Consider the following 25,033-nt stretch of genomic DNA (forward strand, 5'->3'; position numbering starts at 1 on the left):
GACTCCAGAGCCGCTATTCGGGTGATTCGCCCCAGTATTGGGGTGTTTCTTACCGAATAGCGGCTTCTCTGTCCGTTAGCGCGGCAAAAGCAGCCGACAAAGGCAAATAGCGGCCCCTGTGTCCGTTAGACCATGGATGGCATGTGACGGCTAGGTATGCCTTATAGGCAAGTTGCATGCTTGGCCCAACAGCCGCTGCATAACAGCTACACCGCGCAGCAACGAGCTTACGCGCACACCCTGCCATGCCCGGCCCCAGCATGCCCGGCAACGCCTCAGCTCTAGCCTTCACCCGCTCGGCCGGCACACCCGCCCCGCGTTTCCTGCACGGGCGCACGCAGTGCCGTAGCACCGCAAGCGTGGCGCGACCCTGCGCTGCCTTCACCGCAGCGCCGCGTACACCGCCGGCGCCCCGGGAGCAGGCCCGCGCAGCTCAGCCTGCTCCCGGCGCACGAGCTCGGCGAGATGAGCCAGCGCCTCGCTCATGGCAAAGCGCATCTGATGCGCGCTTGAGATCCGGCTGCGGAACAGCGCCTCGCAGACCGCAAAACCGCTCAGCGGGCCGTCCGCCAGCAGGCCCGCCACCTTGTCCAGCCGCTCCTCATGATGGAGGAGCAGGCTCTGTACCCGGGCCGTGAACCCGGTGAACGGCTCGCGGTGTCCCGGGAACGCCAGTGTGACCGGGACGCCCTCCAGCAGCCGCAGCCCATCCATGAAGGTGAGCAGAGGCTGCGGGTCGCTGCCGGGCTGCAGGCCGACGTTCGGCGAGATCTGCGGCAGCACGGCATCGCCGCACAGCAGCTGGCCGCTGGCGGCATGGTGGAACGACAGATGGCCCGGCGCATGCCCGCCGGTCAGCAGCGGCCGCCACTCCCGGCCGCCCATCACAAACGGTGCAGCCGGGTCGATGAAATCGACCTCCGGCTGCGGTGCCACCTGGGGCGCGAAGCTCTCCAGGTGCTCCCGCACCGCCGCCAGCCACGGCTCCGGCATGCCGTGCCGGGCGAACAGCTGCGGCAGCGCATCGTTCAGCGTCGCCGCCGGGCCCCAGGACATCTGCGCCTCCCTGTAGGCGCGCTCGCCCATCCAGACCCGGCCGCCGCTGCGCTCCTGCAGCCAGCCGGCCAGGCCGTAGTGGTCGGGGTGATGATGGGTTACGACAATCCGTCGCACCGCCGTCCATGCGTACCCCAGCTCCGCCAGCACCCCTTCCCAGGCCAGCTCCGTCTCCGCCGTATGCGGCCCGGGGTCGATTACGGTCAGACTGCCGTCTTCCTCCGGCAGAATATAGCAGTTCACCTGGCGCAGCGGCGGCGCCATCGGCATCGACGCCCGCAGGATGCCGCCGTCCCAGCGCGTGAGCTCCGCGCTGCGCATACCGTCTGTGCCGCCACCGCGCAAATCCCGGCCCGATACCATTACTCGGGCCGGGTACCGGTGAATATCATGCGGGTGGAAGTTTCCGCATGATATTCACCTTCGTCGTAGCTGCCGTGCACGGCTTTCAGCGACAGGCCGGCCGCAGAGAGCAGCGCGCTGAATTGCTCCAGCGGGTACAGCTTGACCCGTTCCTGGTAGACGCGCGGCGTGCTGTCTGTTTTGGAGGTCAGGACAATATTTTTTTTGACATAGCCGTCTTCGATCCGCCGCGATTCATCGATCAGGGTATCGCCGTCCTCGCGGGTGGAATGCGGCACCAGATGCTTGATGACATAGGCCGGATTCAGATAGTCGATAATGAATTTCCCGCCCGGCTTCAGCATCCGGTGGATTTCCTTCAGAACCTTGACCTGCTCTTCATCCTCCTCAAAATACCCGAACGATGTGAACAGATTGACCACTGCGTCGAAGCCCCCCGCAAGCGGCAGCTGCCGCATATCGGAACGGACCCAGGTTATGGCCTCTGCTCCCTCCAAGGTACGCGCTTCCCGCAGCAGCACCTCGGACAGATCGACGCCGGTCACCTCATATCCGGCCTCGGCCAGCGCTACCGAATGGCGGCCCATCCCGCAGCATAAATCCAGCACCTTAGCGCCTTGCGGCAGGCTGAGCCAGCCGATCATCGACTCCACCTCACGCCGGGCCCCGCTGAAATCCCGGTGTCTGTATACGATCAGATAGTCCTCTCCAAAGCTTCTCTCGTACCATTCACTCATCTGCCGTCTCCTCCCCAGGCGGACCTGGCCGCCTTCCAGTCTCTCTATGTATCGTAAACCGTTAGCAAGTTATCGACATTGTACCGCTTTTTCGGGCAAACTCAAAGAAGAGTTGCCAATTCGCCACAGTTCCCATGGCACGGCAACTCTTCGCAGTATTTATTCCTGGCGCTGCAGATAGACCCTGGCTTCATAGGGCCGCAGCTTCAGCTCCCGCAAGTCCTCACCTTTGACCGGCGCATAGTTGGAGATCAGGAGCTCCAGCTTCTCCGGCGCAAACTCCGCAGACAGCTCCAGCAACGGTTCACCCTTGAAAAAATTCAGGATCACCAGCAGGCGTTCGTCCTCCAGCGTACGGCTATATACGTAAATTTCCGGATGCTCCTCCAGATGAAGGGCATATTCGCCGTACACAATGACCTTATGCTTCCTCCGAAGCTCAATCAACTTCTTATAGTAATGGTAGATCGAATCCGGGTCCTTGAGTGCATTCGCTGCATTAATTTCCTGGGAATTGGCATTCACCCGAATCCACGGCGTACCGGTGGTGAAGCCGCCCTCTTCGCTGTCATCCCACTGCATGGGAGTGCGTGCATTATCGCGGCTTTTCAGATGAATGGCCTTCATGATATCGGCTTCGGGAACTCCCTGGTTGCGCTTTTCCTCATAAAAATTCAGCGTCTCCACATCCCGGTAATCGTCGATCGACTCAAACGCCACATTGGTCATCCCCAGCTCTTCGCCCTGATAGATGTAGGGTGTCCCCTCCAGCATGTGGACGAAGGTTGCCAGCATTTTGGCGGAAGGCACCCGGTAGAACAGATCGTCGCCGAAACGTGACACCGACCGCGGCTGATCGTGATTGCAGAGATAATTCGCATTCCATCCCCGGTTATGCAGGACCGTCTGCCAGCCGGAAATGATACGCTTCAGCTCCAGCAGACTCCAGGGCACCACATCCCATCTGCCGCTGCCCGGCGAGGCCGCATCAATATTCATATGCTCGAACTGGAAGGTCATGTTCAGCTCACGCCGCCCGTCCCCGACGTAATCGAGCGCCTGCTCCGGTCCGAGGCCCGAGGTCTCCCCGACGGTCATGATGTCATAATAATAGAGCACCTTGTCATACAAATTCTGCAGCAAAGTGTGCACATGCTCCAGATTGGAGAACATGTCGTAAGCGCGCACGGTGACTGTTCCGCCAGGGTTGTCGGCATCGGGATATCCTTCTTTTTTGACCAGATGGGCCACTGCGTCGAAGCGGAAGCCGTCAACTCCCTTCTTGAGCCACCACTGTACCATGTCATGCAGCTTGTCGATCACTACCGGATTGTCCCAGTTCAAATCGGGCTGGTATTTGGAATACAGATGCAGATAATACTCGTCCGTCTGAGGATCATACTCCCACACCGAGCCGCTGAAATACGATTCCCAGTTGTTCGGGGGACCGCCGTTCTTCCCCTTGCGCCATATATAGTAGTCCCGCTTCGGATTGTCCTTCGAGCTCCGCGACTCCACGAACCACGGGTGTTCATGCGAGGTATGGTTCAGCACCAGGTCCATCATCAGCTTCATTCCGCGCGCATGCATCTCCCGCAGCAACAGGTCAAAATCATCCATCGTGCCGAATTCCTTCATAATGTCGCAATAATCGCTGATATCATAGCCGTTGTCATGGTTCGGCGATTTATAAATCGGGCAGACCCAGATGACATCGACACCCAGATTCTGCAGGTAATCCAGCTTGGACAAAATCCCGCGCAAATCGCCGATCCCGTCCCCGTTACTGTCCATAAAGCTGATGGGGTATATCTGATAAACAACGCTTTCCTTCCACCATTTCGGGTTCACTGCCGCTCCCTCCGCTTCATTCAGTGCTATAGTCAAGCATTAATATATCTTAACCATACGACAGGAAATGAATAACAAAGGGCGGTCTGCAGCCAGCTTTGACCTGTGCGCCAAGATTAATCCAGAGAACGGGTTAAGACAAGTACCTGAATGGTTGTTCAACTACTGCTCTTCTCAAAGATTAGGTCAATCAGCGCCACCGGACATGCCAAAATGCTAACCTAAAAATCCAGGCTACCACCTTAAGGTACCCCTTCATTTTCTGACTGCAGCACATTGTGGTCGGTTTGTCGTACACATTTGGCTATTCCCCCATGCGCCAGCTCATTGCTGATGGTAGTCGGTTTTTCGCACACATTTGGCCACTTTACCCTCGCCGTAGCACATTGTGGTCGGTTTTTCGTACACATCTGGCCACTTTACCCTCGCACCAGCACATTGTGGTCGGTTTTTCATACACATTGGCCACTTTACCACCGCACAAGCACATTGTGGTCGGTTTTTCGTACACATTTGCTATTCACCCCATGCTGCAGCACGGCTGCCAGCGGTCAGACACCGTACCCGCAAATAAAAACAAGCGGCAAAGCGCCTTTGCTCAAGGCGCTTTGCCGCTTGCTCTCTTCATAGCCTGCTTCCGTCCAATGTATCCGCAAGAGAGTGAACCGGATGAACCTGTTCACTCTCTTACCTGCTGACTCTCTTATAGATAGCCTGGCCCGTTCGCTAAAGCAGGGCCAGCCAGCGCCTTACACCACATGCTGGGCCCGCTGCTGGTCCTCCATCAGCCACTGCACCAGCATAACCTCCGGCACCGGACCCTTGCGGGCGTCCGCATACTCGCGCACCCGCTCCAGCAGCCGGGCCGCCGTCTCGGCGTTCACACTCAGCCCCCGCTGCTGCAGTGCATGGATCACTGCTCCGCTGCCGGAATGCTTGCCCAGCACAAAGCTATGCGCCCGGCCCACCTCTGCCGGATCAAAGGTCTGATAGGTCATTTTCTCCTTCATTAAGCCGTCCACATGGATGCCGGACTCATGCGTGAATGCCAATTGCCCGACAATCGGCTTGGCGTCGCCGACGCTGCGTCCGGAGGCCGCGATGACCTTATCGGCCAGCCCCTGCAGAAGCTCCGGCTTAATGCCGGTATGGCCGCCGTACAAATGGCGCCAGGCCATCACCACTTCCTCCATGGCAGCGTTGCCGGTACGCTCGCCGATGCCGGCCACCGTCGTGCTGGCCCACACGGCACCGGCGGCAATGCCGCTCAGCGTATTGGCACAGGCCAGACCGAAATCGTTATGGCAGTGCACCTCCAGCTCCACATCAGCCGGAACAGCACCGAGCAGTTCCTTCACCCGCGCTGCCATCTGCCCCGGATGATGCGCCGAAACCGTGTCGGCATAGCGGAATCTCCGCACGCCTTCACGGTATAAGGTGTTAACCACTTCGGCCAGATATCCCATTTCCGCCCTGGAGGAATCCTCCATCCCGACCGACACCGTCATGCCGAGCCGCAGGCCGTATTCGGCGGCGCGCTGCAGCCTGTGCAGCCCTTCCGCCGGCGTCAGCCCCAGCTTGCCATGCAGCTGAATCAGCGATACCGGGAGGGAGACATGGCTCCAGTTCACCCCGGTACTCCGGGCTTTGTCGATATCTCCGATGACCGAACGGTTCCAGGTCATCAGCTTCATTGGAAGCCCCAGCTCGAATATCGCAGCGATATCCTCCTGTTCGCGCTTACCCATGGCAGGAATTCCTATTTCCGCCTGATCCACCCCGCACTCCGACAGCAACTTTGCGATTTCCAGCTTTTCCGCCCTCGTGAATGAAACACCAGCCGCCTGTTCGCCATCTCTTAACGTCGTGTCGCATAGCTTGAGACTGTTCACGGTGTACCTCCTTCTCCGCAGCAAGCGCAATTCGGATTACGGGTAAGCCCAACGCTGTAACAGGCGAAGTCAAGTGAGCTGAAGCGATGCATTACGCCCGCATAAGTTGTCCCTACCCTTGCAATCCATTTTACGGCTTCCAGCGCTGCCAGACAACCCGCAATACCGGAGGTGGCGCCCAGAACTGGAAATCCGAGCGGCTCCCACTCCGGCGATATCTCGGGATACAGGCATTCGAGACAAGGCGTTTCCCCGGGAATGACCGTTGTCAGCGAGATCTCAAAACCATACATCGCCGCTTCAACCATCGGCGTCCCTGTCTCGACACACAGCCGGTTCAGGGCGTAGCGTTCCGGAAAGTCATACCGCGCGTCAATAACAATATCGGCCCGCTCGACCCACGGCCTGGCGGTCGCAACTTCAATTCTGGCATTGTATCCTTCAATCTCGACCTGCGGGTTCAGCCGCTTCAGATGCGCTGCAGCCGTGCTGATCCGCTCCATCCCGAGATGCTCATGGTCCATCAGGATTTGCCGGTTGAGGTCCGGTGGTACGATTACTCCCTCATGGGCCAGTATCAGCCGGCCCACACCGGCGGCCGCCAAATACAGCGCCGCCGTCCCGCCGAGACCGCCCACACCGGCCACCATTACGGTGGCCTCCGCCAGTGCACGTTGTCCGCTTTCGCCGAGCAGCTTCAGCTGCCGGGCATACCGCTGCAATTCCAAGCCTTCGGCCAGCTGCTCCATCTCCGTCTCCCCCTGTGACTGAATGTTATGGATTCTACCCCTCCAGACTCAGCAATCCATGAAGAGCCGTCACTTCTTGATAATTGCCCAGAAAGGCCAGGCCTTCCTCGACACATTCCACACCGTAACGCAGCAGTCTGTCCTCCGAAGTAAACGGAAACGGAAATCCTGCCCGCAGACTCTTGAGCACCAGAATCACCCGGCCGGTATACAGCAGTCCCCGGCCAAAGCCTTCATGATTAATCTCTGCCGTGCTTTCCATCATGGTACCGCTTATCTCTTCAATGACTCCGGCGGCAGCCTGGAAGACGAGCGGCACCTGATGTTGCACCTTCGGCGAGACGGAGCAGTTGAAGTCGGACTGGCTCCGGTCGCCCTCGGAAGCAAGGAATTGCTTGGCAAGCTTCTCCTGCGGCGTCAGTGCCGCATACCTGCCAAAGTGATCCTCGGCGTCCAGCAGGAGACACAGCCGGCGTACGAACGCCTGGGCCAGTTCCTCATTCAGCGGCGGCTTCGGCGCCTTGCGCTTCTGCCGCTTGCCCGCAGCGGCTGCCAGCCCGCCCGGCAGCTCCATTGCCGAGCTTCCTTCAACCATGGGTTCCATCGGCTTCTCCCCCTTCAGCCTGCTCTTCTTCTGCGCGCAGCACCTTAGCCAGCCACATCGGCGGCTTGCCCTGCAGCATTTCTACCAAGCGCTTCACCTGTTCGTCGATGGGACTTCCCATCGGCACCTTCACCGGCATAATCTTGCGCCGGGTTACACGAGCGGCCGCCGAAGCGCCGATCTGCATAATGAATATCAGCGTGCAGTCGCCGACCGCTTCGATGCGGCTGTCGATTTTGCCGGCTTCATCCTGGTTCAGCACAGCCGGAATGCGGCGCATTTCCAGCAGCTCACCGCCCTGCTTTGTTACATTGTAAACGGCGAACAGCGTGGCCTGCCCGAAATGGGCATTGACCCGGCTGCCGTCATTTGTGGCGAACGCTACCTTCACGGTGTTCAGCCTCCCTCCGCATGAGCAAATTTCCCGCTTTATTGGTCCATTCCATAGCGCCCCTGTAGCCGACGGACACTGACATGTACGCGCCAAGCTCGTTCCATACCGGAAATCCGGCAGGCATATAGGCGGCACCGATACGTTCCGATCCGGCGATCCCGTGCGAGTTACTGATCCACAAGTCGCTTCCTTTGCCAAGCACTTCCGCATCATCCAGGTCGCCGACCCAGACTTCCCGCTCCAGCCCGGCAATAAGCGGAGTCTCGAAGGAAGCGATAAGCGCCTTCTGCTCCATACCCAGCTCTTCCAGCCAGCCCGAGACCGACACCAGATGATCGGGCTCCAGCGCTGCCACTGCCGACATGCCGGCGAACTGGAAATGCGCGTCCAGCATGCCGTCCAGCAAATTCTCCCGCTGCCAGCAGTAACGCATGGACACCGGTTCCCCGCTGATCTGATGCAGGAAATGCAGCAGCTCATCAGTGGCCTTGAGACCCATCGCGCGGCTGAATACCTTATACGGTGTGCCCAGCGCATTATGCAGCCGCCGGGCCGGACGCTCCATGCTGGCCCCGACGGCGATGGTCAAGCCGGATTGCAGGCTCTGCAGCATCGAATCCAGCGGCACACCGCCGCGGGTAAGCGGCGAGAAGCCGGTCAGCAGATGTCCGGAAAGCGAGGTGGAGGTATCGGGCAAGGCAATGACCTCGAAACCGAAGGAAGAGATCATCTCCTTCAGCTCCATCACATCGGCCGGCGTCAGAAACGAACCGGGCAGTAAGGTAATTTGCCGCGTATTCACTGTTCTTGCGCCCCGGTGCCCCACCTGCTGAATCATCTCATCGAGCATGGCCTCCACCGTGCTGCTGTAGCCCGACTCCAGAGAGCCCCGGAAATCGGGCAGCACCACCGAAAAGGCTAATCCGCCGCGCATATTGCGTTCCCGCTTATACGTCTTCAGCATCGTCTGGTAATCCACCCCGGCGACATCGGTCAGCTCGGTTCCGATAATGCCGATGATATCGGGGCGATGCTTGCTCAGCACGACATTCAGCGCTTCCTCCAGATTACGGTTGGCGTCGAAGATGACATCCATCTCCTGCAGCGCCGAGGTCTGTACGGCAATCGGTTCACGGAAATGCCGCGTAAGCAGCGCTTTGGGAAAAGCGGAGCAGCCCTGGGCGCCGTGAATGAGCGGCATCGCCCGGTAACACCCCTGCAGTGCCAGCACTGCGCCGAGCGATTGGCCGATCTTTATCGGATTGATGGCAGCCGGCTTGGGTCTGCGGTTAACGGTCATAAGCGCCCTCCTTATCCCACGGGGCAGGCGAGGCTGCCAGCTTCCAGATCGGGTTGGTCAGGGAATAAGTAAGCTCCTTGGCCAGCCGCAGGAGACCTTCATAGCCGGCATAGGCCTTATGCCGCTCCTGATTGATATCAATGAAGGGAATCTGCTCTTTCATCGCCAGGTACATATTGCGCCCGCCGGCGATCATAATATCAGCCTTGCGTTCACGCACCGTCTTAAGGATGCGGCTGGCGCCGCCTTCGGGAATATATTCGGTATCATCGCCGACCCGGTCGGCGATCCGGCGCACATCATCCTCCGTGCTTTTGTTGGTCCCTACCCCGACAACCTGCACTCCCAGCTCCTTCAGTGCAGAGATAACCGACCAGCTCTTGACGCCGCCGGTATACAGTACGGCCTTCTTCCCCTTCAATAATTTGCGGTAGGGCCGCAAATCCTGGATAAGCCGGCTTTCCTCACGTTCGGTCAAGCGGTCCACCCTGCGTTCCATCTCCCGGTCATTCATGAGGTAGGCCATCTGCCGCAGTGAATAGGTCGTCTCCTTGGCGCCGTAGAAGGACCCCTCGAAATAGGGAATCCCGTACCTGGATTCCATCTGCTTGGCCAGACCGAGCAGCGCCCGGCTGCAGACTACCATATTCACCTTGGCGCGGTGTGCCCAGGTGAGCTCCTTGTAGCGGGCATCGCCTGTAATGCGGGAGGTCACGGCAATCCCAGCGCTGGTCATCAGCTTCTCAATATCCCACATCTCGCCGGCGATGTTGTACTCGCCGATCAGATTCACACCGAGCGGCGTATCCGGCTCCGGCTCTCCGGTCCCGATTACGTACTGCAGCAAGGCATCGCCGGCCAGCCGGTTGCCCAGATTCTTGCTGCCTACAAAGCCCGGACTGTTCACAGGAATAACCGGCACGCCGATCCGGTCCGCCGCTTCCTTGCATACGGCATCCATGTCTTCGCCGATCAGAGCCGTCACACAGGTCGCATATACAAATATTGCCGGAGGCGCAAAGCGCCCGGCAATATAGTCGATGCTCTCTCTCAGCTTTTTCTCCCCGCCGAAAATAATGTCGGAATCGTTCAGATCCGTAGCAAAGCCATATTGCGAGAGTGAAGGGCCGCTGGTGAGCGTACCTCTGCTTTCCCAGCTGTTTCCGGCACAGGCAATCGGACCATGGACCAGATGGGCGGCGTCCATAATCGGCAACAAGGTGATCTGGGCTCCGTCGAAGGAGCAGCCTCCGGCTGCTTCGCCCGGTTTGGGGCGCGGGCAAGCCTTGACTTTGGGGGCTTGGCTTCCGCAAGCCTCGGAATCAAATTCTTCTTTGCGCACTGGGTCCATCGGCTTCTCATCTCCTTCGCTTAAGGTGGATGCTCTACTGACATACCTGTAAGCATGAATGGAACGATAATTGCAGGGGTATTGCAACAATCCCGGCCTGCCTTGGCTTCTGATCATGCCGCATGTTATCGGCACGATCAGAGAGCCAGGTACGCCGGGTGCATTGTATACCATTTATTTGAATAGATGTTATTTAGTTTAAAATAAAGTTACAGAAAGTTACAGTAAATTTCATCACTTATGGAGATCACATTTTCTTTGGGCGTGTATAAAGAATTATTTTAGCGCACCAGATCATAGTTGAAGCCGGAGTTGTTGCGGTCCAGCTCATCCAGCACCGTGTTGACGATCAGGGTCAGCAGATTCAGGGCACCCTGGTAGCCGAGAATCGGATAGCGGTGCATATGATGACGGTCAAAGATCGGGAAGCCGATCCGCACCAGCGGCACATTCGCATCCTTGGCGGCAAATTTCAGATGCGAGCTGCCGATGGCCAAATCCACCGGATCATTCAGCAACAGGGAACGCATATGCCACAGGTCATTGCCGATATAGAGCTTCGCTTCCGAGCCGTAGGGGCTTGTGGCCAGCAGCGCTTCGGCTTCATCCTTGAATTTCACTTCATTAAACTCCACATCGCCGTTCGAGCAGACAATATGCACCGGCTCTATGCCCACCTCGAGACAGAATCCGATCAGACCGATCAGCAGATCAGGATCGCCTACAAGCGCAACCCGTTTACCGTGAATGTAAGGATGACTGTCGGTAAGGGCATCCACTACCCGTCCGCGTTCTTCCGTCAGGGACGCCGGAACCGGCAGGCCCGTCAGCTCGCTGATAGCTTCCAGCAGCCGGTCGGTACCGGTAACGCCCAGCGGTGTAGACAGCGCGGTGACCGGCTGTTTCCAGGCCGTACCGATATATTCCTGCGTCTTCTTCAGCGTGTACTTTTGCAGGGACAGTGTAGCCAAGGCATTCGCGGCCAGCGGCACATCCGCCAGCTTGGTGCCGCCGTAGTAATATTCATATTCTCCGGTAGCCGGAGAATCGTAGTTGCCGCTGTGATCGCCAAGGAAGGTATACTTGGTATCGAAAGCGTCCAGAATCTTGCGGATTTCAGCAAAATTGCCGGTGTAAGGCTCAAAGCCCAGCAGGACATTCAGCTTCTCGCCCGTTTCTTCTCCGCTGCCCGGCGCAGCCTGGATCCCCGAACGGTCATACAGGTAGCTGAGGATGCCTTTCATCATGGCATCATAGCCGGTCGTATGAGAGCCGACGAAGCTCGGCGTGTTGCAATAGGCAATCGGGAAGTCCTCGGACACGACACCCTTTTGCCGTGCATTGCCGATGAATGCCGAGAGATCGTCGCCGATAACCTCGGCCATACAGGTCGTACATACGGCCACCATCTCCGGTTTGTACAGCGCCACGGCATTCTCCAGACCGTCGATCAGATTGCTCATACCGCCGAATACTGCCGCATCCTCGGTCATCGAGGACGAGACCGCCGGCGTCGGCTCCTTGAAATGGCGGCTTAAATGGCTGCGGAAGTAAGAGTTGCAGCCCTGCGAGCCGTGCACGAACGGCAGCGTCTTCTCAAAGCCGAGGGCGGCCATAATGGACCCCAGCGGCTGGCAGGCTTTATGCGGATTAATGACCACGGCCTTGCGGTCGAAATTCTTTGCCATATATTCGGCAGTTTGGGAGTAAGCGAGCGCTTCGGCAGTCTCCTGTTCGCAGCAGGGTGCCTCGAATTGCTTCTTGTTCTCCCGCTGCTGCACAAATCGTTCTTCCGAGAACAGGGTATTATAGTCCGGAAGCTCCAGTCTGTCCTTGCTCATATGCTCGCCTCCTCTTTCTGCACTTTAGCCTTCTTCGGAATGAGATTCCACACCGGGCTGTTCACTGTCATATCCATATCCTTGGCAAAAATCTTAAATCCGTCGAAACCGTGATACGGTCCGCTGTAATCCCAGGAATGCATCTGGCGGAAAGGAACGCCCATCTTGTGGTATACATATTTCTCCTTGACGCCCGAACCTACGAGGTCGACATTCAGCTTCTGCGCCAGCTCCTCCAGCTCATAAGCGGTCGGATCGTCCATAATAATCGAGCCTTCCTGCATCATCGGGAATGTTTTTTCATAATCGTCCTTATGGGCGAATTCATAGCCGGAGGCCACGATATCCATCCCCAGATCCTCATAGGCGCCCACCGTATGGCGAGAGCGCAGGCCGCCGATCATCAGCAGCACCTTTTTACTCTCCAGACGCGGTCTGTATTTGGCAATAATCGCATCCATCTGCGGCTTATATCTGGCAATCAGCTTCTCGCAGTTCTCCTGGATCGTTTCATCGAAAAGCGCGGCGATGGCCCGCAGGCTCTCATATGTCTTCGTCGGTCCGAAGAAATTGTATTCCATCCACGGAATGCCGTAGGCCTTCTCCATATGCTCAACCATGTAGTTCATGGAACGGTGGCAGTGTATCAGGTTCAGCTTGGCCTTGTGGGCGATTTCCAGCTCGTTGAGCGTGCCGTCGCCGGACCACTGGGCAATGACGCGCAGCCCCATTTCTTCCAGCAGAATACGTGAAGCCCAGGCATCGCCGCCGATATTGTAGTCACCGATAATATTGACATCATAAGGTCCGGTTTCCGCAAGCTCGGCGCGTCCCAGCACGAAATCGCGGATGGCATCGTTGGCAATATGATGGCCCAGCGACTGGCTGACCCCGCGGAAGCCCTCGCAGCGCACAGGCACAATCGGCATATCGAGCTCCTTGGACATCTTCTTCGATACTGCTTCAATATCGTCGCCGATCAGACCGACCGGACATTCGGATTGGACGGAAATTCCTTTGGCGAGCGGAAACATTTCCGTGATCTCACGCATAATGATTTCCAGCTTCTTATCACCGCCGAAGACAATATCCGTCTCCTGAAAATCACTCGTTACCTGCATAGCCGTAAAGTTGTCGATGCCCAGCGTGCCGGTGGCGTAATTCCGGCGTGTGCCCCAGCTGTACTGTCCGCAGCCGATCGGGCCGTGGCTGATATGGACCATGTCCTTGATCGGTCCCCAGACCACCCCTTTGGAACCGGCATAGGAGCAGCCGCGCGGCGTCATGACGCCGGGGCGGGATTTAATATTGGATTTCAGCGCACAGGTCCCGCAGCTTTGGGATTCCTCGGTATTGATCTGAAAATGCTTTTGACGGTCTTTGCGCGCCTTTTGGGGGTAGGCTTCCAGCACTTCTTCTACTATCTTTTTACTCGACTCGATATCCAGTCCCATGTTGACCCTCCTCTTCAAGATGCAGGCTGCTTGATGCCGCCCTGCGTATCGTTATCAGGTGACCAGCCAATCCGGTGAAACGGCCGTCTCTCCACTCGCGTTTCACCGGACCGCCCTATGCCGCTTATTGTCCGGAAGCCTGCAGCTTCGCAATTGCCGCTTCTTCGTCTTCGATGACGCCGAATTCCATCAGCAGCTCTTCCAGCTCTTCCATGGAAATCGGGGTCGGGATGGTCAGCATCTTATTGTTGAGGATCTTCTCGGCCAGAATCTCGTATTCTTTGGCCTGCTGATGATCCGGGTTGTACTGGGCAACCGTCATCCGGCGCAGCTCGGCATGCTGCACAACATTGTTACGGGGTACAAAATGAATCATTTGCGTATTCAGGCGCCGGGCCAGCTCGGTGATCAGCTCATCCTCACGGTCGGTGTTACGGCTGTTGCAGATCAGGCCGCCGAGGCGGACACCGCCGCTGTTGGCATATTTCAGGATCCCGCGGGCGATGTTGTTGGCAGCGTACATGGCCATCATTTCACCGGAACAGACAATGTAGATCTCCTGCGCCTTGTTCTCGCGGATCGGCATGGCGAACCCGCCGCAGACGACGTCGCCGAGCACGTCATAGGATACGAAGTCCAGATCGGTGTAGGCCCCTTCCTGCTCCAGGAAGTTAATGGCGGTGATAATCCCGCGTCCGGCGCAGCCTACGCCCGGTTCAGGACCGCCGCATTCCACGTTGATAATGTCGCCGAACCCGGTCTGCAGTACATCATCAAGTTCCAGGTCTTCAACAGAGCCGAGTTCAGCTGCCAGGTGAAGCACAGTCTGCTGGGCTTTGGTGTTCAGGATGAGCCGCGTAGAGTCTGCCTTCGGGTCGCAACCGACGATCATAATGCGTTGGCCGAACTTGGTGGCCAGCTGAGCCAGGGTGTTTTGCGAAGTGGTGGATTTACCGATACCGCCTTTACCGTAAAAAGCTATTTGTCTCATGATTCATCATCCCTTCGAAATGTTTATATTTCCAAAATAAGAGCTGTACTTCACACTTTCGAGAATCGCTTCGCGGATATCGCCTTTGCGGACAAGCGGCAATACTCCGGCTTTGTTCAGACTGGCCCGGGGAGCTTCCCCGATGCCCGAGCAGAGAAGAATGCGGCAATCGCTAAGAATAGAGATAATTTCCTGCAGAGTAGCGGTTTTATCGCCGTTGCAATCGGCAGTGCCGTGGCAATAGGCTTGAATCTTGCGGACACCGACAAGTTCCACCTCGGAACCGTCCGTGTCATAAATCAGAAATTCCGTCGCATGGCCGAAATGCTGGTTGACCTTGTCGCCGCCTCTGGTGGCGACGGCCAGCCGGCTCTTAGGCATGCTCGCCTGCAGCCCGTTCAGACGGGCCTGCTTCGCGCTTACGCGCTCGCGCAGCTTGACATCAATGTCGCTCTGGAACAGCGCCCTTGCTTCCAGATTAACCACGGGATCTTCATCCATGGCTTCCAGCGGGAAATCCCGGTTGCGGTCCTGACCCAGCAGCCCGATAGCGTCGGCCCGGCACTGGCGGCAGTGACGCATCACCTTCATGCCGTCACGCCCGAGCAATTCCTGCAGATTGTGAAGCTCTTTCGGACGCGGAGCCTTGCGCCCATCCATTTCGTACTGGCTCCCCGGTGCGATAATCAGCGGCGTTACATTGTGCAGCGTGGCCCCGAGCTCTTTTACTCTTTTGGACACGGCCGGCAGATGATGATCGTTGACCCCCGGAATCATAATCGAATTAACCTTGACCAGAATCCCCAGCTGCGCCAGCATTTCCAGTCCTTTCAGTTGACGGCTGATTAACAGCTCCGCTGCCTCTCTGCCTTCATACCGCACACCTTCGTCGAATACCCAGGGATAAATCCCGGCACCCACATCCGGATCAATCGCATTGATGGTAATCGTCACATGGCGGATACCCAGCTCTACGATTTCATCTACATGCCGGTAAAGCGTGAGGCCGTTCGTACTGAGGCACAGCGCCACATCCGGGACATGCTGCTTGACCCTGGCGAAGGTATCGAAGGTCTCCTCCGGATTGGCGAGCGGATCGCCCGGGCCGGCGATGCCGACCACCGAGAGCTGCATGAGCTGTGCCGCAACCCCCTTGACCTTCCGTTCTGCCTGCTGCGGCGACAGCACCTCACTGACTACACCCGGCCTGCTCTCATTCACGCAGTCGAACTTGCGGTTGCAGTAGTTGCACTGGATGTTGCAGGCGGGAGCAACCGGGATGTGCATCCTGGCGTAAAACCGGTGAGCTTCCTCGCTGTAGCAAGGATGGCGGCTGAGTTCTTCCTCCGCTTCGTTTGATAGACACGTCGGCTGCATGTTCCCACCTCCTAAAAGTTTTGCTTAGCGTTACTTCATTGGCTTCTGCTTCGAGCAAAACTCACTTCGGAAGCATACGCTTTGTTTTGCTTAGCATTACTTCCTTGACTCTGCTTCGAGCAAAACTCGCTTCGGAAGCATCTGCTTTGTTTTGCTTAGCGTTACTTCCTTGACTCTGCTTCGAGCAAAACTCGCTTCGGAAGCATCTGCTTTGTTTTGCTTAGCATTACTTCCTTGGCTCTGCTTCGAGCAAAACTCGCTTCGGAAGCTTTAAAGACCTTTGACGACGAGTAGCAGCAGTCTCGAATTATTGATGTTATTTTACCTAACATAAATCTCGCTTGACCGCTTGAATTAATTTCATCATATTTTTAAATATCGGCATCGTCAATTACACAACCGCTTAAAAAGCCCTCAATTTCCTTATGTTTGCAGTTTCGCCACAAGAGATGTGAACTTACCTAACTTACACTTACCATGTTTCCGTTTCCAAAATCGGTCATTCATCCATTGATATTTGTTCTCACAGGCATTGACATTGGCATTCGGCTCATATATGATACTTTTTAGGTTTAATCGGACGTGAAACTCTAACCTTCTCAATTTCATATATCCCGTAAAGGGGAGTAGCTGCTCATGCAGACCTGCTCCTTCTCGCAAGAGAGGGGCGATTGCATTTCTGCATGCAATATAAGTGGAGGCCCGGCCATAATCTTCTGCCTGCTTACTTATATGTAATAAAGTCGTCAGTACGAGAGTATGAAGATGCTCTCCGGCTTTATTGGCAATGTTCCATTGTTAGCGAGACCTTTACCAATCAGGTTAGCCTCTGTAAGAGACTGGTCTGTTTGGTAAAGGTCTTTTTTATATATTTTGGGTCATACTAAGGGGACGCGAAATCATATTTGCATCCGAAAGAGGGGAAGCTAGTAATGGATTGGGGATTATTATTGGAGTACGGATGGGTATTGCTCGTCCTGGTGGCTCTGGAAGGACTGCTCGCTGCGGACAATGCGCTGGTGCTGGCCATTATGGTCAAGCACTTGCCGGAGGCGGAGCGCAAGAAGGCGCTCTTTTACGGACTGGCGGGGGCTTTCGTATTCCGCTTCGGCTCACTGTTTATCATCTCTTACCTGGTCGATATCTGGCAGGTCCAAGCCATCGGCGCGCTTTACCTGCTGTTTATAGCGGGTAATCACATCTTCCGTAAGCTGCTGTTCAAGAAGCCCGTTACGGATGAAGCGAATGAAAGCGGCACGGAAGCTGCGGTCAATACCAAGAAGGGCGGCTTCTGGCTCACCGTACTAAAGGTTGAAGTAGCCGACATCGCCTTCGCAGTGGATTCGATCCTGGCTGCCGTTGCTTTGGCCGTAGCCTTGCCGCCAAGCGGCATGGGACATATCGGCGGACTGGACGGCGGACAGTTCCTGGTTATATTTGCCGGCGGATTTATCGGTCTGATCATTATGCGGTTTGCCGCCTCGTTCTTCGTCAAGCTGCTGCATTCCCGTCCGGGTCTGGAGATCGCCGCATTCTTCATCGTCGGCTGGGTCGGCGTCAAGCTGACCGTTATCACTCTGGCCCATCCGGCGCTGGGCGTCATTCCTGAAGACTTCGCCCACAGCACCATCTGGAAAACCTCGTTCTATATCGTACTGGTGCTGATTGCACTGATCGGCTGGTTCATGAGCGGCAAATCCATTGAAGCGCACAAGAAAGAGAATCCGGTTCGTGAAGTGGATCAGCAGCTTGGCAAATAAAAATAAGACCTCAATGCCGCAGCGCTGCGGCGTTTGAGGTCTTTTTGCTTGTTCAGGCATTCACCTGACCCTGGCCCTTCCGCTGTTCGCGGAATTCCTGCGGGGTGCAGCCGGCGGTCTTCTTGAAGAAGCGAAAGAAATAGTGCTGGTCGCTGAAGCCGAGCTGTGCGGAGATTTCGTGCATTTTCAGCGGCGTCCCGAGCAGCAGCTCCTTGCTCAGCTCCACCTTCTTCTCCAGAATATAATCGGAAATCCCCTTGCCGGTCATCCGTTTGTACCAGCGCGATAAATACGAGGGATTCAGCGACACCTCCTGGGCAATCCGGGTCAGCGACAGATCATCGGCCAGATGGGCCTTGATATATTGATGTATCACCAGCAGAATACGCGATTCGTCATGCCGGGAGGCGGCGCTGCGTCTGGAGACGATCCAGGCGTACACGGAATGGTAGGTTGATACAATCTCCGGCCAGGGAGTCTGGACGGTAAAATAGAGCATCCGCGGCAGCTCCGTCTCGGCGCGGGCCGCCTCCAGCAGTCCCAGCTCCTGGAGCGTCCGGACCAGGCTGGCGGCGATGGCCGACAGCAGCCGCAGGCGCTGGAACGGGTCGGCCGGGCCGTCTTCGCCGGCGGCCTCTACCCACTTGCGGAACGCGCCGGCCCAGTCCCCGTCGCCCGCCTGCAGGCACTGCGCCAGCTGATCCAGCAGCAGCTCCGTGGCGGCATAGCTGTGCTGCAGCTGCGCCGGAGGGGCTGCGCCGGCCCGCAGATCCAGCTTCAGCAGCTTCTCCATCCCGAGGCCCGGGCTTTCATGTACGGCCAGGCGCAGCCGGTTGATCCCCTGGCCCAGCTCCTGCCAGGCCAGCGTATGCTCGCTGGCGAAGACCGACACGGACAGCTGCAGGAATTTGCTGCAGGCCTGCTGGATAGATTCCAGCGTCCCGTGTACAAACCGCAGCGTCCGCATCCACCATTCTTCCCGGGACACCGTGCTGAAGGCTGCAGCGTCCATCTGCAGCTGGACCAGGCATACGATGGTGCCCGGGTCCAGATCAATGGCCTTTACAACAGCTTTGTCGCCGAGCAGCTCCTCGGCAATATTGGCCGCGGCATAGCGGATCAGGCCGCGGTCCGAGACCGTCTCCGCTCCCCGCCACGTCTCCATGCGCAGCAGCACCGGCAGCACAGGCTCATCGGCGCGGAAGGACAGGCGGATCGCGTCGAACTCCTCCTGGAGCTGCCTCCAGTCCCTGCGCCCCGGTCCCCGCAGCAGCTCCAGCAGCGACTGCTGCTGAAGCTGGGGCAGCGCGCGGGGCAGCTTGTGGCGCAGCCACTGCGTCCGGTAGAATTCATCCTCCTCGGCCGAAATCTGCTCCAGCGTGCGCTGGACGGCAGCGCGAATGCTCTCCATCCCTTCGGTTTTGAGCAGATAGTCCACTACACAAGGGTTGCGGATCGCCTGGTGGGCATAGTTGAACTCATCATGACCCGTCAGCAGAATTACCTTGCAGCGCGGCCAGCGGTCGACAATCTCCTGGATCAGCTGCATCCCGTCCATGCCGGGCATACAAATATCACTCAGTACAATGTCGATTTTGACCGTATTCAGCCACTCAATGGCATAAGCCGCAGAGTGCACCTTGATAATCTCTAGATCCGGAAGATCCGCTTTGACAAAATATTCATAAAGTCCGTCCAGTATAATCGGCTCATCATCAACAATCATCATTCGCTGCATGAAGCACACCTCCCGTTGCCGGTATGATAACCCTTACACAAAGTCCGCCAAGCTCACCGCGTCCCACCTGCAGCCCGAAGGGCGGGCCGAATTTGATACGCAGCCGCTGGCTGACATTAATAATCCCGGTAGTCTCCCCCTGATAGGAGCCCTGGATGGCCAGCTGATGCCGCAAGCGCTCCAGCGTCTCCTCCGTCAGCGATTCGCCGTTGTCCTCAATCCGCAGCTCCAGCATCTCACCGGCCTGCACATAGCTGATCCGGATCAGCCCGCCGGCGCTCTTGTCGTGCAGACCATGCTCGAACACATTCTCGATGATTGGCTGCAGCAGCACACGCGGCACACGAATCCCGCGCCAGGCCGGTTCCAGCGCGTCCACCTCGGCTTCAATCCGCGGCCCGAAACGGATGCGCTGAATGGCCAGATAGACCAGGGCATGCTCCAGCTCCTGCTGCAGCGTCACCTCTTGAGCCGAATCCCGGGTCATATACCGGAAATACTGTCCGAGATAATCGGAGAATTCCTTGATCAGCTCCGTATTCTCGACTTCGGCCATCTGCTTGATGCTGAACAGGCTGTTGTACAGAAAATGGGGCGTAATTTGCGACTGCAAATGCTTCAGCTCTGCCTCGCCTGTTCGGATACGCTGCACGTAATTCTCTTCGATCAGCGTGTGTAAATGCTTCAGCATTTCATTGAACCGGGAGTAAAGATAGCCGAATTCATCGCGCCGGGAATGGGTGATGTACAGCCCGGTCTGTCCCTGCTCAGCCTTCTTGAAGCCGCGGATCAGGATCGACATCGGCCGGTGGATCGTCCGGTACGTCCAGAAGGAGAACAAAATGACGGTCACAACCGACGCCGCGCTCAGCAGCCACAGCAGCCTTTTGTACACCTGAATCGGCTTCATCAGCACCGTGTTGGAAATATTGGTTGTGAGCCGGAAATTGTTATCATGGTCGTACAGCGAATAAAAGGCCGAGTCGGCGGCCTTGAAGCGTTCAATACTGACAGTCTCTTCCCCAGGTCGCGGTTTCCCGGCCGGAAGCAGCTCCGGCAGCTCTTCGGAGGAAGACAGCACATACTCATTGCCGGCGCCGAAGCCCAGCGTAATGGCGCTTCCGCCCGAGGCCGCAAACTCCTTCAGCCGTTTCTCAAGCTCATCTGTCGACAGCTTCACCCCGAGCAGGAAATTGGGCGGAACATTGCTGTCGAGATTAAAGGGATTGCTGCGCAGCAAATACAGCTCGCTGCCATATTTGGAGAGCGCGCCGTTCAGATTGCCCATCGTGGCCAGAAGACTGCGCCATTCCTGGACGGAATCGCCGGTAATGCCGCCGGCGGCGCTGACTTTTTTGCCGATTTGCGGAACATAATAGACCACATCCCCGATATAGGGGCTGGTCTCCTTGATCTGCTTCAGTTTGCCGTAGATATTGTTGAGATTGGAGTCCAGCTCATACTGCGACATAATCGGTATGCGCGTGCTGAACGTGGAGAAGGCTTCGTCCAGGGAATACTCCGTCACCAGCGAGGTCATCCGGCGAAGCTCAAATTCCAGATGACTATGGTAGAAATGCAGCTTGGACTCGTTGGCCCGCTCCACCTCCGCCTGCATCTGGTTGGAACTGTAATAGGTAGTGGAGATGCTCAGGGCGCATAGCGGCAGCATAACCAGCAAGAAAGCGCCGATCAGCTTGAACACAATCGAATTCGGATTCCACCGGGGCCATAATGATTTCATCGGGTAACAACCTCTGCTGATAGGATGGGGACAACAGCATATGCCGCCCCCCTCGCGGGGAGCGGCAGCCGGTAACAGGCCAAGCTATACGCCGACACCGGCAGGCCCGCAGCCAGCGGACATTCCATACCAGTTTAACCCTTGACGCTGCCGACGACCAGCCCATGCACGAAATAACGCTGCAAAAAAGGATAGATCGCCAGAATCGGCACGATCGACAAAAAGATTTGCGACGCCTGTGTCGTCCGGTCGGAAATTTGGCTGAGCAGCTGCGCCTGTTCAAGTGTAACCATATCATTGGAGACATTGGCCCGCTGCAGCATCGACTGCAAATAAGTTGCCAGCGGATAATGCTCGGGGCTGCGCATATAGATCATGCCGTCGAACCAGGCATTCCAGTGCCCGACTAACGAGAACAGTGTAACCGTGGCGATGCTGGGCAGCGAGACCGGCAGGTAGACGCTCCAAAGTGTACGTAAGTGTCCGGCTCCGTCCATCCAGGCGGCTTCCTCCAGCTCCTTCGGCAGGCCCCGGAAGAAATTGAGCATCAGCAGTACGTTAAAGATGGGCACCGCACCCGGCAGCACCAGCGCCCAGATGCTGTCGAGCAGACCGGCTTCCTTGACCACCAGATAGCCGGGAATGAGGCCGCCGCTGAACAGCATGGTGAACACAAAGATCCAGGCGTACACCGTCCGTGAACGGAAGGTCACCGCTTCCTTCGACAGCGGATAGGCCACCAGCACCGTAAAGATCAGGTTGACCGTGACCCCGAGCACGACGCGCAGGCCGCTGGTGGCGAAGGAACCGAGGAACAGGTTATTGTCCAGCATGTAACGGTAGGAGGAAAGGGTGAATTCCACCGGCCAGAGTGTGACTCTGCCGGCTTCCACCGCCTCGCTGGAGCTGAAGGAAATGGCCAGAATATTGACAATCGGAAACAGGCAAAGCAGGGCAAGCACAGTCAGGAAGACATAATTGAGACGCTGAAACCAGCGGTAAGCCGTCGTCATATGATGCATACAGTCCAGTCCTTTCTCTAGAAAATCCGGTATTTAGCGAAACGGTACGCCAGATAATAGCCAAGGCCGATGAATACGAACGATACCACGGATTTAATGAGCCCGAGCGCGGTGGATACCGAATACTGGGCGTCCTGCATCCCGATGCGGTAGATCATCGTATCCAGAATGTCACCGGATTCATAGACCAGCGGGTTGTACAGGTTGAATACCTGGTCAAATCCGCCGTTCAGCACATTGCCGAGACTGAGCGTCAGCATCAGAATCATGATTGGCCGGATGCCGGGCAAGGTAATATGCCAGGTCTGCTTCCAGCGGCCCGCGCCGTCGATGACAGCGGCTTCATAGAGCGATGTGTCGATGCTGGTCAGGGCAGCCAGATATATGATGGTGCCGAAGCCGAACTCCTTCCATTGATCGGTAATGACCAGCACATACGGGAACCAGCTGTTCTCGGCGAGGAACTGGATCGGCTGCATGCCGAACGCTTTGAGCACCATATTGACGAGGCCGCTGCTTGGCGACAAGACGTCAACAATAATCCCGGCCAGGATGACCCAGGAGAAAAAATGCGGCATATAGATAACCGTCTGAATCGTCCGTTTAAATCCGCCCACCCGCACCTCGTTCAGGAGCAGTGCGGCAATGACCGGTACGGTCAGTCCGGCAATGATTTTCATGACTGAGATAAATACGGTGTTCCATACGACCTGCTTGAAGCCGGGAATATCGAATAAATAATGAAAGTTCTCCAGGCCCGACCAGTTCATCTGCTTGAACCCGGCGATCGGGGAGAAATCCTGAAAGGCAATAATGAGGCCCGCCATCGGGATATAGCTGAAAATAATGACCAGCACAAGCGCCGGCAGAATCATCAAATGCAGCGGAATGTTGCGCAAAAATTGCTTCGGTTTAAAATGCATCGGCTGTCTCCTCCTTGTATCCTGATTATAAAACAGTGCTTTTTGGCCTTTATAGTGGAGCCTGTTGACATTGGGTATCTTCTGTTGACTTGGGGTGCTTTGCGGGGACTTCGATAATATCCCATAAAAAGGGACTGCACAGCCGATTGCCGGCCGGGCAGTCCCCGTTCCTTGCGCTACTGGTTTGCCTTGATCACTTCGTTAACTTCCTGTGTGATCTGATCCCCGCCAAGCTTCTTCCAGTCCTCCACGAACTTGTCGAAGGCGTCGACCGGCAGGCTGCCGTAGATAATCTTGATAAAGGTCTCCTGCCGCAGTTTGTCCAGTGTAGCCGACTTGCTGTTCATCGTCTTCGTCGGTGCATAAATGAACTCATTCATCACAATCAGATCGTTGTCACGATAGTATTTGATGATACCCTGCGAGCTGAGCGGTCCAAAAATACGTTCCATATTCCATTTATCGAGATTACCGGCGCGGTAATCCATAATATCGTCATAGAACAGCTTGGCTTCGAGGCCCATCGTGGATGTGTCGCCGGAATTGATGGCAGCTTCGACTTCTTCCTGGGCTTTCACGTTCTTGTTGGCCGGAAGGTTCGACACCACGGCATTCTGGAAGCCGAGGCCGGTCAGACCGGTATTGTATTTGGCGCGCTCCGCTTCAGCCGATTCGCCGAACATTTTCTCCGCCTGGAAGTTGAGCAGCTTGACCAGCGCCTCCGGATGCTCATAGCCCTTGCGGACCGCGTAGATGCCACCAAGGCCAAGATGGTTCTGTGTCTTCGCCGGCTGATCGTCGATGGATTGCACCGGATAAGGTACCCAGTTCACACTCTGATCCTGCTTGACCATCCCCATGACCTGGAACGGCGCCCATTGCGGCAGGAACATAATGCCCGCTTTGCCTGCGTTGACTGCCTCCACGCCTTTGGCGAAATCCTTGACCCCGAATTCCGGATCAAGCACGCCTTCTTTGTACAGGCGCTGCAGTTCGGCGAGCCCTTCCTTAACCTCTGGCTGAATCGTGCCGTTCACAATCTCTCCGGCATCGTTTTTGATCCAGGTTTCCAGATAAGCATGATAACCAAGCAGGAATGCGTTGATCGGCAAATCCTTATTCATCATAATGCCATAGGTATCCTGCTTGCCGTTGCCGTCCGGGTCCTTGAAGGTGAAGTCTTCGGCAATCTTGATGATATCCTGCATCGACTTCGGCTCTGCGAGGCCCAGCTTATCCAGCCAGTCCTTGCGGATCCAGATCATATCCGAGGAGTCGAGCGAGCCCGGGAAGCTTGCAATCGCATAAAGCTTGCCGCCCTTGGTTACCGGCTTCAGCCCGGCGCCGTCTTCCTCGGCGTAGAAGCTTTTCACCAGATCGGAGGCGTATTTATCGAAGGCTTCGGTCAAATCCTCCAGCATTCCCGCTTCATGCAGTTGTTCAAACTGCACCATATCGACCTTAAGCAGATCCGGCAGATCGCCGCTGGCCATGGTTACATTCATCTTGTCTCTGTAATTGGCATCGGCCACGATCCAGTCATAGGTGACTTCAATGCCAAGCTCATCCTTATACCCTCTGGTCCAGACATTGTTGGCATGCGTGTCGCCTTCCGCCAGCGTCTCCTTGCCGGTCTCATTCATGGTCGAGCGCAGCTTGATCGGCGGATCGTATTTGCCCAGCGGATCGGCCGGCCCGTCTGCCGGAGCGGCTGCCTCAGCCGTGTCGGCTGCCGCCGTATTTGCCGCGCTGTCATTTCCGTTACCGCCGTTTCCGGCGTTGTTGCCTGCATTATTGCCGCCTGCGCAGCCGGTGAACACCAATGTCATGGATAGGACTGCAGCCCACAGGGGTAAACTTTTTCTCTTATTCCACATAGATGAACC

Annotated in this window: 19 protein-coding genes; 1 reads left to right on the top strand and 18 read right to left on the bottom strand. The window is 56.7% G+C overall.

All coding sequences use genetic code 11. The features are described from left to right. Positions 1–381: 381 nt before the first annotated feature. The 13 genes from F1379_RS11365 to nifB form a co-directional block, all read right to left on the bottom strand. Positions 382–1,377, bottom strand: coding sequence for an MBL fold metallo-hydrolase (locus F1379_RS11365; RefSeq protein ID WP_150269542.1), 996 nt, complete (start codon positions 1,375–1,377; stop codon positions 382–384). A 41-nt stretch (positions 1,378–1,418) separates the two neighbouring features. After that, positions 1,419–2,156, bottom strand: a complete 738-nt coding sequence (locus F1379_RS11370; protein WP_150269544.1) for a class I SAM-dependent methyltransferase — start codon at positions 2,154–2,156, stop codon at positions 1,419–1,421. Between the two features lie 159 nt (positions 2,157–2,315). After that, positions 2,316–4,007 carry a glycoside hydrolase family 13 protein gene (locus F1379_RS11375; RefSeq protein WP_150269546.1) on the bottom strand — a complete coding sequence of 564 codons (1,692 nt, stop codon included), beginning with the start codon at positions 4,005–4,007 and terminating at the stop codon, positions 2,316–2,318. A 749-nt stretch (positions 4,008–4,756) separates the two neighbouring features. Further along, positions 4,757–5,899 carry a homocitrate synthase/isopropylmalate synthase family protein gene (locus F1379_RS11380; RefSeq protein WP_150269548.1) on the bottom strand — a complete coding sequence of 381 codons (1,143 nt, stop codon included), beginning with the start codon at positions 5,897–5,899 and terminating at the stop codon, positions 4,757–4,759. After that, positions 5,896–6,648 carry a HesA/MoeB/ThiF family protein gene (locus F1379_RS11385; protein ID WP_150269550.1) on the bottom strand — a complete coding sequence of 251 codons (753 nt, stop codon included), beginning with the start codon at positions 6,646–6,648 and terminating at the stop codon, positions 5,896–5,898. Before F1379_RS11385 ends, F1379_RS11380 begins: the two co-directional genes overlap by 4 nt. Positions 6,649–6,682: 34 nt before the next feature. Continuing rightward, positions 6,683–7,252, bottom strand: coding sequence for a DUF269 domain-containing protein (locus tag F1379_RS11390; protein ID WP_150269553.1), 570 nt, complete (start codon positions 7,250–7,252; stop codon positions 6,683–6,685). Then, the gene (gene nifX / locus F1379_RS11395; protein ID WP_150269555.1) at positions 7,236–7,643 is read right to left on the bottom strand and encodes a nitrogen fixation protein NifX; all 408 of its coding nucleotides are present in this window, start codon (positions 7,641–7,643) and stop codon (positions 7,236–7,238) included. Before nifX ends, F1379_RS11390 begins: the two co-directional genes overlap by 17 nt. Beyond that, positions 7,618–8,946 carry a nitrogenase iron-molybdenum cofactor biosynthesis protein NifN gene (gene nifN, locus F1379_RS11400; protein WP_150269558.1) on the bottom strand — a complete coding sequence of 443 codons (1,329 nt, stop codon included), beginning with the start codon at positions 8,944–8,946 and terminating at the stop codon, positions 7,618–7,620. Before nifN ends, nifX begins: the two co-directional genes overlap by 26 nt. Beyond that, on the bottom strand, positions 8,936–10,297 hold the full coding sequence (nifE, locus tag F1379_RS11405; protein ID WP_150269560.1) for a nitrogenase iron-molybdenum cofactor biosynthesis protein NifE: 1,362 nt from the start codon (positions 10,295–10,297) through the stop codon (positions 8,936–8,938). Before nifE ends, nifN begins: the two co-directional genes overlap by 11 nt. Before the next feature lie 281 nt (positions 10,298–10,578). Further along, complete coding sequence (nifK, locus tag F1379_RS11410) at positions 10,579–12,138, bottom strand: nitrogenase molybdenum-iron protein subunit beta (protein ID WP_150269562.1); 1,560 nt, start codon at positions 12,136–12,138, stop codon at positions 10,579–10,581. Next, complete coding sequence (nifD, locus tag F1379_RS11415) at positions 12,135–13,592, bottom strand: nitrogenase molybdenum-iron protein alpha chain (RefSeq protein ID WP_150269564.1); 1,458 nt, start codon at positions 13,590–13,592, stop codon at positions 12,135–12,137. The genes nifK and nifD overlap by 4 nt, the downstream gene beginning before the upstream one ends. A gap of 124 nt (positions 13,593–13,716) precedes the next feature. Continuing rightward, on the bottom strand, positions 13,717–14,583 hold the full coding sequence (gene nifH, locus F1379_RS11420; protein ID WP_150269566.1) for a nitrogenase iron protein: 867 nt from the start codon (positions 14,581–14,583) through the stop codon (positions 13,717–13,719). A gap of 6 nt (positions 14,584–14,589) precedes the next feature. Next, positions 14,590–15,960, bottom strand: coding sequence for a nitrogenase cofactor biosynthesis protein NifB (nifB, locus tag F1379_RS11425; protein WP_150269568.1), 1,371 nt, complete (start codon positions 15,958–15,960; stop codon positions 14,590–14,592). Positions 15,961–16,892: 932 nt separating this feature from the next. Here nifB and F1379_RS11430 point away from each other — a divergent pair. Next, positions 16,893–17,720, top strand: coding sequence for a TerC family protein (locus tag F1379_RS11430; RefSeq protein ID WP_150269570.1), 828 nt, complete (start codon positions 16,893–16,895; stop codon positions 17,718–17,720). A 52-nt stretch (positions 17,721–17,772) separates the two neighbouring features. Here the strand turns inward: F1379_RS11430 and F1379_RS11435 are convergent, their stop codons facing one another. The 5 genes from F1379_RS11435 to F1379_RS11455 all read right to left on the bottom strand — a co-directional run bounded on the left by F1379_RS11435 (position 17,773) and on the right by F1379_RS11455 (position 25,024). Further along, complete coding sequence (locus F1379_RS11435; RefSeq protein WP_150269572.1) at positions 17,773–19,458, bottom strand: response regulator; 1,686 nt, start codon at positions 19,456–19,458, stop codon at positions 17,773–17,775. After that, a complete protein-coding gene (locus F1379_RS11440) occupies positions 19,436–21,202 on the bottom strand; it encodes a sensor histidine kinase (protein ID WP_150269574.1) in 1,767 nt (588 codons plus the stop codon). Before F1379_RS11440 ends, F1379_RS11435 begins: the two co-directional genes overlap by 23 nt. A gap of 134 nt (positions 21,203–21,336) precedes the next feature. After that, positions 21,337–22,224 carry a carbohydrate ABC transporter permease gene (locus F1379_RS11445; protein ID WP_150269576.1) on the bottom strand — a complete coding sequence of 296 codons (888 nt, stop codon included), beginning with the start codon at positions 22,222–22,224 and terminating at the stop codon, positions 21,337–21,339. Between the two features lie 17 nt (positions 22,225–22,241). Next, complete coding sequence (locus F1379_RS11450) at positions 22,242–23,147, bottom strand: ABC transporter permease (protein ID WP_150269579.1); 906 nt, start codon at positions 23,145–23,147, stop codon at positions 22,242–22,244. A 176-nt stretch (positions 23,148–23,323) separates the two neighbouring features. Continuing rightward, on the bottom strand, positions 23,324–25,024 hold the full coding sequence (locus tag F1379_RS11455) for an extracellular solute-binding protein (RefSeq protein ID WP_150269581.1): 1,701 nt from the start codon (positions 25,022–25,024) through the stop codon (positions 23,324–23,326). Between the last annotated feature and the right edge of the window lie 9 nt (positions 25,025–25,033).

Source organism: Paenibacillus tepidiphilus, from assembly GCF_008635795.1.
GTDB classification, from domain to species: domain Bacteria; phylum Bacillota; class Bacilli; order Paenibacillales; family Paenibacillaceae; genus Paenibacillus_AQ; species Paenibacillus_AQ tepidiphilus.